Source organism: Alteromonas sp. 4NH20-0104, from assembly GCF_057547795.1.
Genome location: NZ_BAAJLP010000021.1, coordinates 64,709 through 78,749, shown reverse-complemented (window position 1 = coordinate 78,749; position 14,041 = coordinate 64,709). Strand labels below are relative to the sequence as shown.

The 14,041-nt window shown below is 49.3% G+C and carries 13 protein-coding genes; 6 read left to right on the top strand and 7 right to left on the bottom strand.

Annotated features, from left to right (window positions below):
- Positions 1 to 189 precede the first annotated feature (189 nt).
- The gene (locus tag AC27IB_RS15415; RefSeq protein WP_296044626.1) at positions 190 to 1,377 is read left to right on the top strand and encodes an FAD-dependent oxidoreductase; all 1,188 of its coding nucleotides are present in this window, start codon (positions 190 to 192) and stop codon (positions 1,375 to 1,377) included.
- Positions 1,378 to 1,512: 135 nt separating this feature from the next.
- A complete protein-coding gene (locus tag AC27IB_RS15410; protein WP_296044623.1) occupies positions 1,513 to 1,974 on the top strand; it encodes a hypothetical protein in 462 nt (153 codons plus the stop codon).
- Between the two features lie 32 nt (positions 1,975 to 2,006).
- On the opposite strand, the gene AC27IB_RS15405 is transcribed toward AC27IB_RS15410, so the two are convergent.
- Positions 2,007 to 2,939 carry a LysR substrate-binding domain-containing protein gene (locus AC27IB_RS15405; RefSeq protein WP_296044620.1) on the bottom strand — a complete coding sequence of 311 codons (933 nt, stop codon included), beginning with the start codon at positions 2,937 to 2,939 and terminating at the stop codon, positions 2,007 to 2,009.
- Positions 2,940 to 3,041: 102 nt separating this feature from the next.
- Between AC27IB_RS15405 and AC27IB_RS15400 the strand changes: the two genes are divergently transcribed.
- A complete protein-coding gene (locus AC27IB_RS15400; RefSeq protein WP_296044617.1) occupies positions 3,042 to 3,929 on the top strand; it encodes a pirin family protein in 888 nt (295 codons plus the stop codon).
- 118 nt (positions 3,930 to 4,047) lie between these two features.
- Here the strand turns inward: AC27IB_RS15400 and rraB are convergent, their stop codons facing one another.
- A complete protein-coding gene (gene rraB, locus AC27IB_RS15395; RefSeq protein ID WP_296044615.1) occupies positions 4,048 to 4,425 on the bottom strand; it encodes a ribonuclease E inhibitor RraB in 378 nt (125 codons plus the stop codon).
- Positions 4,426 to 4,466: 41 nt separating this feature from the next.
- Entirely contained in the window at positions 4,467 to 5,192 is a 726-nt protein-coding gene (locus tag AC27IB_RS15390; RefSeq protein WP_296044611.1) for a 1-acylglycerol-3-phosphate O-acyltransferase, read from the bottom strand.
- 269 nt (positions 5,193 to 5,461) lie between these two features.
- On the opposite strand from AC27IB_RS15390, the gene AC27IB_RS15385 reads away from it, so the two are divergent.
- A complete protein-coding gene (locus tag AC27IB_RS15385; protein ID WP_296044609.1) occupies positions 5,462 to 6,616 on the top strand; it encodes an HD domain-containing phosphohydrolase in 1,155 nt (384 codons plus the stop codon).
- Between the two features lie 49 nt (positions 6,617 to 6,665).
- Here the strand turns inward: AC27IB_RS15385 and glnG are convergent, their stop codons facing one another.
- The 4 genes from glnG to glnA all read right to left on the bottom strand — a co-directional run bounded on the left by glnG (position 6,666) and on the right by glnA (position 11,296).
- Positions 6,666 to 8,078, bottom strand: coding sequence for a nitrogen regulation protein NR(I) (gene glnG, locus AC27IB_RS15380; RefSeq protein ID WP_296044605.1), 1,413 nt, complete (start codon positions 8,076 to 8,078; stop codon positions 6,666 to 6,668).
- Positions 8,078 to 9,157, bottom strand: coding sequence for a nitrogen regulation protein NR(II) (gene glnL / locus AC27IB_RS15375; RefSeq protein WP_296044603.1), 1,080 nt, complete (start codon positions 9,155 to 9,157; stop codon positions 8,078 to 8,080). Before glnL ends, glnG begins: the two co-directional genes overlap by 1 nt.
- Before the next feature lie 141 nt (positions 9,158 to 9,298).
- Entirely contained in the window at positions 9,299 to 9,808 is a 510-nt protein-coding gene (locus AC27IB_RS15370) for a DUF4124 domain-containing protein (RefSeq protein ID WP_487122000.1), read from the bottom strand.
- 78 nt (positions 9,809 to 9,886) lie between these two features.
- On the bottom strand, positions 9,887 to 11,296 hold the full coding sequence (gene glnA / locus AC27IB_RS15365; RefSeq protein WP_487121998.1) for a glutamate--ammonia ligase: 1,410 nt from the start codon (positions 11,294 to 11,296) through the stop codon (positions 9,887 to 9,889).
- A 407-nt stretch (positions 11,297 to 11,703) separates the two neighbouring features.
- Here glnA and typA point away from each other — a divergent pair, with 407 nt between their 5' ends.
- Both typA and AC27IB_RS15355 read left to right on the top strand, forming a co-directional pair.
- On the top strand, positions 11,704 to 13,533 hold the full coding sequence (gene typA, locus AC27IB_RS15360) for a translational GTPase TypA (protein ID WP_296044592.1): 1,830 nt from the start codon (positions 11,704 to 11,706) through the stop codon (positions 13,531 to 13,533).
- A gap of 110 nt (positions 13,534 to 13,643) precedes the next feature.
- Positions 13,644 to 14,030 carry a response regulator gene (locus tag AC27IB_RS15355; protein WP_296044589.1) on the top strand — a complete coding sequence of 129 codons (387 nt, stop codon included), beginning with the start codon at positions 13,644 to 13,646 and terminating at the stop codon, positions 14,028 to 14,030.
- Positions 14,031 to 14,041: the final 11 nt, after the last annotated feature.

Below are 14,041 nucleotides of genomic sequence, written 5' to 3'. Positions count from 1 at the left end.
CAGGCAGGCCTGATGAAGGGGACTCAACGACAACCTCCCGATTACCCCGACAATTTTCCTTGTTTACCAACAAGGGACTGGTTAATCTGAACTAAATGGCACACAGACCATAGTGACACTTTTCCTTACTACATCATCAGGACTTAATTGAATTCCGCCTGTTTCAGGCCGGAAACTAATGGAGCCCTCATGCATCGTCGTCGTTTTCTTCAGGGAGCCGCAGGCTCAGGTATCGCAGCAACCCTCGGTGGTTGTGTCAGTGCCAGACACACGTCTTCTCAGTTACCTTCTTCGCCTGCAACTTTACCTTTAACCTTACCGGAACTGGCTCCTATAAATGCCTATCCGGATCGCATCATCAGTACCAATGTGTGCACCCGGCCGTTTCGGCCGATGGGGCCGCGAATAGAAACTGAAACTATTGGCAATAAAACCCTGATCCATAATTATGGCCATGGTGGTAGTGGCTGGTCACTGTCCTGGGGAACGGCTGCCCTGGCGGAATCCCTGATTAATGCTGATCAGCATACCCCCGTAGCGGTGGTGGGTTGCGGTGCCGTTGGTCTGACAACCGCAATACAGTGTCAGCGAGCTGGCTATGACGTGACTATCTACGCTAAGGAACAGCCGCCATACGTACGGTCTTCTTATGCTACGGGGATTTGGTCGCCAGACTCCCGCATTGTGACCTTAGCACATGCGCAGCCTTTCGCTGAGCGCTGGCAATGGATGGCGAAATTGTCTTACCTGCGTTTTCAGACCTTATTGGGTCTGGCTGGGAACCCGGTGGAATGGACCACTATGTTCCGCCTGGCAGATAAGCCTTTTGATGATCATGGTGGGCACAACATTCCCGGCGAGCCAGCCTATCCCAATTATCGCCAGGAATTGCTCAGCGATTTAACTCCCAGGGCGCGAAATGTGCCGCCGCAGCTAAACCCATTTGCTACTGAGCATGTCAGGCAGTTTCCCTTGCTGATGTTTAATATCAGTGCTTATTCACAGTATTTGCTCGACTTGTTTTACCGCAGTGGCGGCAGGATCATTGACCGCACCCTGACCTCTGTTGCCGATTTTCAACAATTTGATGAAGCGGTGATTGTTAATTGTACCGGGTATGGGGCAAAGGCTTTGTTGAATGATGATTCTATCATTCCTGTTCGTGGCCAGACTTGTAAGCTGATGCCACAACCGGAAGTAAAATACGGTATCCAGTATTTTGACCAGCACACGTCCGTTTATCCACGCCGTGATGGATTGCTGGTTCAAGCCGGTGCGGAGGGCGATTTTAATAATCCGCTGGCCAATATCGATCCCCGGGAATCAGTCAAAGCCGTTGAACAACTCGCTGCCATTATGGCCGGTATGAAACGATAAAAACGATGAGGCCAGCGACGGTACGTTAATGATTGCAGAGGTTTTATTGTCCCAGGTCAATTCAACCGTCGCTGGTAATTGCATAAAGCACCCTCCGGGCTTAGCTTTGCTATAGGCCATAGAGGAGTTGATGTTATGCGGTTACCCAATGTTAAGCACACGATCAGCGGCGGAGCAGTGTTGCTGTTAGCCCTGCTAAGCGGTTGTAGCTATACCCTTTCGGATGTCCGAAAAGTCACTTATCCCCCTGATTTTAATTACATTGAACCGCAGGATATCAAGACAGATATGGCTCGAATGGCCGCTCAAATCCGTTTGTTGGACATTGCTCTGGCACCCGTGGATGGCAGCGATCCGGCAGCCCTCGACAATCAGCGACAAACCGTTATGGCGGCGCTCGACAGCATTGAGCAGATTGCCTCCGGTTTACAGAGTGTGAATGCCGGCTCCAATCACCCTTACATGCAGGATTTTATGCGCGATTTTGTGGCTAAGGTGGATAAAGCCAGGGGCGCGGCATCACTGGCTGAACCCCGTTATTATTTTGCTGGTAAAGTGGCAGGAGGCTGTGCTGTCTGTCATCAGGTAAACCGGTAAAGCCCGGTAAACCCGAACATCAGCAATACGTATTACACGGTGACGTAATCGGGCAAATTTTGCGTAAGGTAATCCCTTAACTGCATTGCTGGCGCGGTGAGTCCTTTTCTTACCGGGGTTAACAGACTTAACTGGGCTGCGCCGGTTGTCCACTCCGGTAGTATTCGCACCAACTGGCCTGAAGCCAGTTCGTCCCGGCAAGTATAAGCGGGCAGAGACACAACACCGAGGTTATCTGCTGCGGCTTGCTTCAGGGTACTCATATCATCGCTGCAAAAACCGGCAGTGAAAGGCAAGATCACCTCATCCCCGTTTTGGTGGCGAAGGGTCCAGACACCATCAGCCGTTTGCCAGCCCACTTTAAGTGACTTTCTTTTCATTAACTCTACCGGCGTAACGGGAGCTCCGAATTGCTCAATATGCGCCGGGCTGGCAAACAGCCACCATGCTACCGTTGCCACAGGACGTTGAATTAAACTGGAGTCTGGTAATCCATCCATATGACCCCGAAGTGCCATATCAACACCGGTTTCGAGTAAGTCCACCGGGCTATTTGACACATGCTGAGAGAGCGTAATCCTGGGGTTGTCCTGTAAAAATCTGCTAAGCAACGCCTTCAAAGCAAATTGTGCAACCCCAACCGAGCAACTGATACTGGTATGCCCAGTCAGCGACTGCGTGGCCATTTTGATGGCATTTTCGGCTTCTTCCATCTCTGAGATCATGCTTCTGGCATGACGGTAAAACAACTGTCCGGCCTCGGTGATGTGGAATTGCCTGGAGGTGCGCTGGATCAGCGCTACATTAAGCCGCTCTTCCAGCCTGGAGATATGCCGGCTCAGTCTGGAGGTTGGAACCCTCAGTGCCCGTGCCGCTGTAGAGAAGCCTTTCTTTTCGACCACATGGACATAGTAATAGTAATCGTTGAGATCAATCATGGCGTTAATGTCCGGTCTTCTGGTCAATTTCTTTATTCTGTATTTGCAATGATGCTTTCTAATTTTGCTTGTTTATTAATCAAATGTTTCACACGTAGAATGATTGAGTCAAGTAAAAGGAGCATCCACATGTTAGATCCAGTCTTAAATCGCGGTGAACGGTTGCAACCAGACGCCGATGTAAAAGTATCAGGCGTGCAAACAGGTCATTACTTTGAGGTAGGAAAAGGGTTTGCGGCGCACAGTTTTCGTCATACCGGTTATCAGGGCCTGATGGATCCACTGATAATGGTTGACCACTACACAATGAGCCAGTCAACCTTTGGTGCCCACCCTCATGCAGGCTTAGCGGCCGTCTCTTTATTATTCGAAGACAGCCAGGGGCTGTTTCACAACCGTGACTCAATGGGCAATGACTTTGACTTACAGCCGGGAGATTTATACTGGTTAAACGCAGCCGGTGGCGCAGTGCACGATGAAGCACCCAGACCCGGCTCAGTGATCCATGGTTTACAGGTGTTTGTTAATCTGCCGGGCGCGTTAAAGCAAGGCGAACCAGGTTCTGAATTAGTCAGAGCGAGTGATATGCCGGTGATTGAAAATGCCTCATGCCGGGTAAGAATAGCCATGGGCAGCAGCAATGGTTTGAGCGGTGCCACCTCACCGGTGGGTAATATGACGATACTGGACGGCACAATTAGGCCATCTTCGTCCTTTTCCCATCAATTGAAGCCGTCACATAATTGCTGGCTCTATGCGGTGGACGGTTCCTTCGAAGTGGTTTTCGCACAGCATGCCATGACTTTGAATAAAGGTGAGTCAGTGGCTATCGGTCATTCCGCTGCCTGCCTGTATCTGCATAACCGGCAGCGCAGTGAAGCGCGCTTTGCGATGTTCTCGGGTCAGGCAATAAAAGAAAGCTTTGTTCAGCGCGGACCTTTTGCACTGGGTTCTGAGCAGCAAATTGAGCAGGCCCAAAGTGATTATAAGGCAGGGAAATTTGGGCGGGTAGTCTAAGCGGGAAACCGGCAAGCAACAGTATAAAAAAGCTGGAGAAAAATGACTAAAGCGCAGGCCGAACAGCTGCCCCGCAGCTTCAGGCTCGCGGGGCATAAAAACGGTGACAGGCTGCTATTTACTCTTCTTCGCCAATTGCATCATCACCGATAAAATAAGTGCCCCAGCCGTCGTAGTGAACCTGGTGTTTATCGGCAATTTGCAGCAACGCATCGATGTCGGTATCCAGCAGTTCCCGGTTTAACTGGCGCTCGGCAATGATATCGAAACAGAATACGGTACCTCCGTCATCCAGATAAACTTCTTCGGCATCGGTCACTTCGAAGCCGGCTTTAAATGCGTCAACCGCGGCTTTTTCCAGGCGATCGAAATCCTGACAGGCCATGTGGTGTTCGATAGTGTAAGTGGCATCGGCTTCACTACCGTCGCTTAGCAACGCATCGATAGTTTCCTGATTGAATTCGTACCATTCGGTACGTTCGTCATATTGAGTCATATTAAAAGCCTGATTAGCAAAAAAGGTTGTCACGTTTTAGTTTATCGTGATTTATCACTTTGAGCGACTTCGTCGTTTAATGTGGCAAACTTTTTTTCCATTTGGGTGTGATAATACGCCATCCAGCCTTTCGCTGACCGGCTGCTATCGAGTTGCTGGGGTTCACTAATGTCGATAATCAGCTCGCCATTGTTCCACCGGTTCCACTTAATTTTGTCATGCATATTACTGGCAGTCACCATGATAACCGGGGTTTCGGTGGCGACGGCCAGCCGAAACGCGCCCACTTTAAACGGCAGTATACCGCGGCCATAAGAACGGGTTCCTTCCGGGAAAAACCACACCGACAGATTTTTTTCGGTAATTTTTTTAGCCGTAAGCTGCAGGGTATCCAAAGCCTTTGCGGTGTTTTTCCGATCGATCATAATGTTGCCACTCAGCCAGTACACCTGACCAAATATCGGGATCCATTTGAGGCTTTTTTTACCGATGGTGACCACACCCGGGAAAGCCGCTTTGCATATGGTAATAATGTCGTAGCTGTTCTGGTGGTTAGCCACCAGAACATAGGACTTATCGGTATCGAGTCCGGGCGGGCGGCGAATGGTGATTTTTAAGCCAAGCAATGTGGCTATCTGACTGTACAGCTGACCGGCAATATAGACATTATCGCGGTGAAAGGGTCGGGCAATACAGACAATGAGTACCAGTACATTGAGCACCAGAAAAGCGACCAGTACTACAGGAATTCGGATGAGAGCTAACACTTATTTACCTGTTACTAAATTTGGGCTGGGATTATAACGGTTTAGTTGCACAGTGCATGTCCGATCAGTCCGTTTACGTGTCTGAGCAGGCCGGTGGCTGTCAGGGCAGGGGCAGCGCTAAAAGTATCCATGATCAAAATTCTCGTGCTATGCTAAATGTCATATAAACATAGTTTTAATGTCGTTTTTCGCCACTTACCTGAAAAGCGGTGGTCGCGGTAGCCACATAGCAAAAACGAACGGCATTTATCATTTGAGTTGTTTAAACAATGCAGACCTTTATCCCTGAAGACCTTGAACCCGAGATCCTCACTGATCTTATTGAAGAGATTAATGAGTTATATGAGGCCAGCGAACAAACGTTAATTGAGCTGGAACTCAAACCTGAGGATAACGAACTTCAGCGCGCGCTGTTTCGTTCGGTGCATACGATTAAAGGCGATCTGGGGCTGGTTAATTTCTCGCCGATTATTCCATTGCTGCAACATGTAGAGGATTTGCTGGATTTTCTGCGCAAAGGGCAGGTGGACTACACCAGTACTATGAGCGATCTGGTGTTGCTGACCATGGATCGGGTTAAACAGTTTGTTGAAAGTGTCATCGCTTCAGGTCAGGCTGAATACGATGGCGTGCTGTATCAGCAGTTGATTATGGCCATCAGTCGAATCACGCCGGAAAATCACAGCGATCATGATCGCTTGCTGGGCGAGGCGGTTTTGCTGTTGAACCCGAAGCTGGATCAGCCTCGGGCACATGCCGAGCAGGATAGTCCCGCAGATGCAGATAAGCCTTCACAGCCAAGCGAACCGATACTGTCAAAAACCGGTGTACCGAAAGACATCAGCGCTGAAAAGCGGCTGGATATCTTGTTTTTTCGCGATCTGATGCAAACTATCGAAAAGCGTGCTGAAGAGTGGATGGGCAAGGGAGACCGAATCGCCAAGCTGGCGTTGTACGTCAACGATATCGCCGGTAATCCCATCGAAGAAGACCAGCTCGCTGTGGCTTGTTATGTACACGATTTTGGCATGGCATTTATGCCGTTAAAGTTGTTGCACAAGCAACAGGCTTATACCGATCAGGAATTTAATCTGATGCGTTCTCACGTGTATAAAAGCTCCAGACTGCTTGAGCATCTGGACCAGTGGGATATGGCACGGAAAATTGTGATGCAACATCACGAGCGTGCGGATGGCAGTGGTTATCCGCTGGGCTTAAAAGATGATGACATCTGTGACGGTGCAAAGTTGCTGGGCATTCTCGATACGTTTGATTCGATGACCCATTGTCAGACCCGTCAGGATAAACCGCAGTACTCCAAAAAACAGGCGGTGGTGGCGTTAAACCGCTATAACCAGGACAAATTTAACGCTACCTGGATCAATTACTTTAATCAGGCTATGGCCAGAGTCCTGACCCGCTAGCCGGGTAAAACCGGGCAGGCAGGGTATCGCCCGCCTGCTCAAAGTCTTGCTAGCCTTCAATATCCAGTTCTTTAAGCTTACGGGTTAACGTATTACGCCCCCAGCCAAGCCGCTTGGCAGCTTCTTGTTTATGCCCGTGGGTATAATGGAGTGCTCTTTCCAGCATGATTTTCTCAAAGGTCATCAGGGCATCATCAAGGATGTTATGCTGACCATCCTTAAGCTGTTTATCAACCCAGGCCGATAATAGCTCTGTCCAGTCACCGCTTTGAGGTGCGTTCCTTTCTGCGCTGTTATCGGCATGGATTTCCGGTGGCAGATCAGACGGCAACACTTCCTGGCCGGAGGCCATTACCGTGAGCCAGCGACACACGTTTTCCAGCTGTCTGACGTTACCGGGCCAGGCCAGTTGCGCCATCACTTTTTCAGCTTCTTTACTCAGCACCTTGGTTTCTACATCCAGCTCTTTGGAGGCACGGCGTAAAAAATGGTGAGCAAGCAATGGAATATCCTCGCGGCGCTCGGATAACGACGGTATGTGGATTCGAATCACATTCAGGCGGTGGAATAAATCTTCCCGGAACTTGCCCTCGGCCACCCGTTGTTCGAGATTTTGGTGCGTCGCAGCGATGATCCTGACGTCCACCGTGACGGACTGATGGCCGCCCACTCGGTAAAATTGCCCATCGGCCAGCACTCGCAGTAACCGGGTTTGCACATCCAGAGGCATATCGCCTATTTCATCCAGAAACAGCGTGCCGCCATTGGCCTGCTCAAAGCGGCCCTGCCGGGCGGTTTGAGCCCCGGTAAAGGCGCCTTTTTCGTGGCCAAACAGTTCAGATTCAACCAGGTCAGCCGGAATAGCCGCCATATTCAGTGCAATAAAGGGGTTGGCCGCTCGCGGACTATGACGGTGTAAAGCATGGGCCACCAGTTCTTTACCAGTACCGGACTGACCATTGATCAGTACACTAATGGAGGACCGGGACAGGCGACCGATGGCTCTGAATACTTCCTGCATGGCCGGGGCTTCACCAATGATTTCGGTGGCAGATTCCTGCTGTGGTACCTGGATGGTACGCGACTGTTCCCTGGCATGCACCAGCGCACGTTCAACCAGCGTAACGGCTTCGTCGATATCAAACGGCTTTGGCAGATATTCAAACGCTCCGCTTTGGTAGGCGTTAACTGCGCTGTCTAAATCGGAGTGCGCTGTCATTATGATAACCGGAATCATCGGCGCAATCTGGTGAACTTCATTGAGCAGGGTCATACCATCCATCTGTGGCATGCGAATGTCTGATACCACGACTTCCGGATAGTGCCCGGACTCAAGCTGTAGCAGTAAATCCTGGGGATTTTCGAAACTACAACATTCAATATTGGCCGTTTGCAGGGCTTTTTGCAGAACCCATCGAATAGAACTGTCGTCATCAACAATCCATACAGATTCAGTATTCATTATTGTGACTCCTTACGGTCAATTGGCAGGGATAAGATAAATTCTGTATGGCCTGGTCGGCTTTCAACTTCAATTTTTCCATCATGATGATTAACAAGTGTTTGGGCAATGGATAAGCCCAGTCCCGAACCAGAGTCTTTACTGGTTACCAGGGGATAAAACAACGTGTCGCGGATTTCACTGGGGATCCCCGGACCGTTATCGATGATTTTTATTTGTGCTGCCAGCGGATGTCTGTGACCGTGGATAGTCAATTGCCGTTCAATGCGCGTCACCAGGCGTATCTGCGGATTCGGCGTTTTGGAGTCGCGTAACGCCTGAATCGCATTTCGCACAATATTCAGTACGGCCTGTTGCAGCATATCCGGGTCGACTCTGACTTCCGGGATGCTTGGATCATAATCCCGCGTAATCGCAATGGCCTGGGTAGTATCGGCTTTCATTAAACTGCGTACTTTTTCCAACGGGCGGTGCAGGTTACACCACTCCAGTCGCGGCAGTGAGTTAGGTCCGAGCAGACGGTCGACCAGATTACGCAAGCGATCGGATTGTTCAATAATCAGCTGGGTAAATTCTTTTTGCTCGGCAGACTCCAGCGCCTTCTCAAGCAGTTGTGCGGCACCACGAATTCCACCCAACGGGTTTTTGATTTCGTGAGCCAGGCCGCGAATGAGTTCGCGGGCGGCATAGTGCTGGGCATGCTGCTGGTTTTCACGGGAGATGCGCTTTTGTTGATCAATTTTTTTGACTTCGAATAACAGGGTCGGACCCTCTTCGGTACTCAGATTGGTTACCGTCAGATCCGCCAGCACGACCCGGTTGTCGCGAAAGTACAACTTGATTTCATTCTCGGTAAAGTCTTCACCGCGGCGAAAGGCGGCACGAAGTCGGGCCTTGTTAATGGTATTTGGTACAAAAAAATCGGCCAGCGGTTGCCCGTAAAGTTGCTTGGTGCCCGTTGCGAATAAGGCTTGTCCCGCATGATTAGCATAAACAATACGCAGGGAGTTATCGATAACCACCAGTACTGTGTTGAGGTTCTCGAGTAAATTATCGGTATCAAACGGCGTGGCGTGCATGCCGGGCTCTCTCCAGTTGCACCAATATGGTGCCTTATTATTTCAGGCTGCTATCAGCCGTGCAACGACTTTCCTAATAAAAGTCTTATTGATCCCCTATGGTGCGCGGGGTCCGTTGCTTGCACTGTTATAACAATTTTCTTAATTGTTGATTAACCGTGACGCCTGATGCAGGTAAAAAGTTTGTGGTGAGGTTGATGCAAGAGTCTTGCCCGTATTGTCGGTGTGGGTGATATAAAATGTGTGGGCCCCACGGTTGATTCCCTGCAGTTGAAATACCGCACTGGATTGTTCCTTAACAAGCTGATCGTTAATGAAAAGTTTAAACTTTCCCTGCTTGTCAGCATGTTTAACATTGGCGGCTATCGTCATATTTCCCGCATTGTTACGGACCGTGGCTTCCGGCTTGGGGTTGACGACTTCGATGACCGGTTTGGGCTGCTTGTCAGAGACCGGGGGACGGTTAAGCGGCTGGACTGGCGCAGGGGGTAGCAAGCTCATGCGGTTATCCGGCCCCAGCTCTACCGGCTCGGCATTAACTGCCGGTTTATCGGTATAGGTGACTGAGCCGTCCTTATGGACAACTTTGTAGATTTCCTGAGCGAAGCCTGGTGCAGCACACAAACTAAGCAATAAAAATAGTCTCAGCATGATCTTGATTGTAGTGATTTATGAGTAAAAAAAAAGCCCGCTGATGCGGGCTTTTGGTATATATCTTAATACAACGTTTTATACGCTGTAGTACATATCGAACTCAACCGGGTGAGTGGTCATGTTCAGTTTGGTGACTTCTTCCATCTTCAGTTCGATGTAGGCATCGATCATGTCATCAGACATTACGCCGCCAGCAGTTAAGAATTCACGGTCGCTATCCAGCGCATCAAGGGCCATTTCTAATGAGCTTGCTACGGTTGGAATTGCCAGTGCTTCTTCAGCTGGCAGATCGTAAAGGTCTTTGTCCGCTGCATCGCCAGGGTGGATCTTGTTTTTGATACCGTCAAGACCAGCCATCAGCATTGCAGTGAATGCCAGGTATGGGTTCGCCGCCGGGTCAGGGAAACGTACTTCGATACGACGAGCTTTATCGCTGGTTACGTAAGGAATACGGATTGAAGCTGAACGGTTACGTGCAGAGTATGCCAGCATTACCGGGGCTTCGAAGCCTGGTACCAGACGCTTGTATGAGTTAGTTGCCGGGTTAGAGAAAGCATTGATTGCACGAGCGTGCTTGATGATACCACCAATGTAGTACAGTGCTTCTTCAGACAGGCCAGCATACTTGTCGCCTGCAAAGATGTTTTTGCCATCTTTACCAATTGACTGGTGAACGTGCATACCAGAACCGTTATCGCCAACCAGAGGCTTAGGCATGAAGGTAGCAGTCTGACCGTAAGCGTGAGCTACGTTATGAACTACATACTTGTAGATTTGTACTTCGTCAGCTTTCTTCACCAGAGTGTTGAACTGGCAAGCGATTTCGTTCTGGCCTGCAGTGGCAACTTCGTGGTGGTGGGCTTCAATAACCAGACCCATTTCTTCCATTACCAGACACATTGCTGCACGCAGGTCGTGAGCAGAGTCTACCGGAGGAACCGGGAAGTAACCGCCTTTAACGCCTGGACGGTGACCCATGTTACCGTCTGCAAACTCTGAACCTGAGTTCCAGGCAGCTTCTGCAGAATCGATTTTGTACATAGAACCAGACATATCAGTGTGGAACTTGATGTCGTCGAACAGGAAGAATTCTGGCTCAGGACCGACTAAAACGGTGTCACCGATGCCAGTAGACTTCAGATATTCTTCCGCGCGGCGAGCAATAGAGCGAGGGTCACGGTCGTAACCTTCCATAGTGGTCGGCTCAACGATGTCACAGCGGATGTTAACCTGCGTTTCTTCTGCAAACGGGTCAACCAGTGCACTTTCCGCGTCTGGCATTAGGATCATGTCTGACTCGTTGATGCCTTTCCAGCCGGCAATCGACGAACCATCGAACATTTTACCTTCTTCAAAGAAGTCGTCGTCAACACAAGAAGCAGGAATTGAAACGTGCTGCTCTTTACCTTTGGTGTCTGTGAAGCGAAGATCAATAAACTTAGCTTCGCTCGATTTAATTAATTCTAATGCCTTCTCAATTGACATCGTGTCCTCCAGGTTGTTTCGTAAATTTGATGTTCGGGGAGCCGAACGATCAGGTGGAAAAATCGTAAGCGATATTCATGCCATTTACTTGTAAAGGCTGGATAACGCAATATTCCGGGCTGTCGTCAATCTGTTTAACTTATTCTGCACTATCATGGTGATGTTATGCTATTTTTTGGTGCAGATGGGCGCGTCGGCAGCGCTTTATTCCCTGCTAGCATTCTTTCACTGCCCGCAGGCTTTATCAATAGATTAATTTTTCTTTAAATATAAAAAACAGGCGCAATGCAGCGAGAATTTCTGTACAATCCGCGCTCATTTCCTTTTATCTGTACGAGAAAATTGCAAAATCTCTTTGCTGCATCGCTAATGATGTTGCGTGGGAGCGTTTTGCGGGTTGAAATTCAATGAATGTAACTGACATCAATAAGCTAAGAAATATCGCGATCATCGCGCACGTAGACCACGGTAAAACCACCCTGGTAGATAAACTGCTGCAGCAGTCTGGTACTTTAGAAACCAGAGGCGAGGCACAAGAACGTGTGATGGATTCTAACGATATTGAAAAAGAACGTGGTATTACCATCCTGGCGAAAAACACCGCCATTAACTGGAATGATTACCGCATCAATATCGTAGACACTCCCGGACACGCCGACTTCGGAGGTGAAGTAGAGCGCGTAATGTCGATGGCTGACTCGGTACTCCTGCTTGTTGATGCGCAGGAAGGCCCAATGCCACAGACTCGCTTTGTAACGCAAAAAGCGTTTGCTCAAGGCTTAAAACCTATTGTGGTTATTAACAAAATCGACAAGCCAGGCGCTCGTCCTGACTGGGTAATGGATCAGGTTTTTGACCTGTTCGATAACCTGGGCGCAACCGATGATCAACTGGATTTCCAGGTGGTTTATGCGTCTGCACTGAATGGCTGGGCGTCTCTGGATGCTGATGAGCCAGCTGAAGACATGGCGGCATTGTTCCAGACTATCGTAGACCAGGTTTCGCCTCCGGATGCCGACATCGACGGCGCGTTCCAGATGCAAATCTCACAGCTTGATTACAACTCTTATGTGGGTGTAATCGGTGTTGGCCGCATTAAGCGTGGTAGCGTAAAACTTAACCAGCAAGTCACCATCGTGAATGCTGAGGGTAAAAAACGCGCGGGTAAAGTGGGTCTGGTATATGGTTACCTGGGTCTGCAGCGTCACGAAGTGGAATATGCCACGGCCGGTGATATTATTGCGATCAGTGGTTTAGGTGAGCTGAAAATCTCCGACACCATCTGTGACGTCAATACGGTAGAAGCTTTACCAGCGTTGACCGTTGATGAGCCAACCGTCACCATGACTTTCCAGGTCAACACGTCACCGTTTGCAGGTAAAGAAGGTAAGTACGTGACTTCACGTAACATTCTTGAGCGTCTGCAGGACGAACTGGTGCACAACGTGGCACTTCGTGTTGAAGAAACCAGCGATCCGGATAAATTCCGCGTATCAGGCCGTGGTGAATTACACCTGGGTATCCTGATTGAAAATATGCGTCGTGAAGGTTATGAGCTGGCAGTGTCTCGTCCGGAAGTTATTCTGAAAGAAGAAGACGGCCAGGTAATGGAACCGTTTGAAACCCTGACTATTGACTGTGAAGAGCAGCATCAGGGTTCAATCATGGAACAGTTAGGACTGCGTAAAGCCGAAATGACTGACATGTCTCCGGATGGCAAGGGTCGTGTTCGTATCGACTTTATGATCCCCAGCCGTGGCCTGATTGGCTTCCAGACCGATTTCATGACACTGACCTCTGGCTCAGGCTTGCTGTACCATTCATTCGACCATTATGGTCCGCACAAAGGCGGCATTATTGGTAAACGTAAAAATGGTGTACTGATTGCCAACGCAAATGGTAAAGCGCTGACTAACGCCCTGTTTAACCTGCAGGAACGTGGTCGTTTGTTTATCGGACACGGTGTTGAAGTGTACGAAGGTATGATCATCGGTATTCACAGCCGTGACAACGACCTGACCGTAAATGCGCTGAAAGGTAAACAGTTAACTAACGTTCGTGCCTCAGGTACCGACGAAGCGCAAACCCTTGTGCCGCCGGTTAAGATGTCTTTGGAACAAGCGCTTGAATTTATCGACGAAGACGAACTGGTAGAAGTGACTCCGGTAAGTATTCGTATTCGTAAAAAGCTGCTGACCGAAAACGATCGTAAGCGGGCATCACGCGCACCAAAATAATTTAACGCTGCTGATGAAGCGTTGAATGGTTCAAGTAAAAAGGCCGGTTGTTAACACAATCGGCCTTTTTCTATTAAAATAATAGTCTCACTGTTTTTGCCAGACGGACCATGCAACCACTCAATATTGCAGTAATAGATGACGATGAAATCACGCTCGAACTCATAGTCGATGTGCTTGAGTCTGCGCTGCCGGTGAATGTTGTCAGTTTTTCCAACAGCGCGTTGGCCCGTGAATTCCTGTTAAAGCAAACATCCGATTCACTCGACATGGTCATTAGTGATATGGTGATGCCCGGATTTGATGGGCTGGCATTACTACGGGATGTTCGATCGGCAGATTTAATGTTTCCGTTTATTTTCATGACCGCTTACGAGTCCAGACAAACCAAGCTGCTGGCCCGACAGTTGGGCGCAGTCGCCTATCTGGTTAAACCCATTGTACGCAAAAAGCTGGTTAGTCTGATTAAACAAACTGTGTCGTCTTACGCAAAATAGCGGTGAATGCC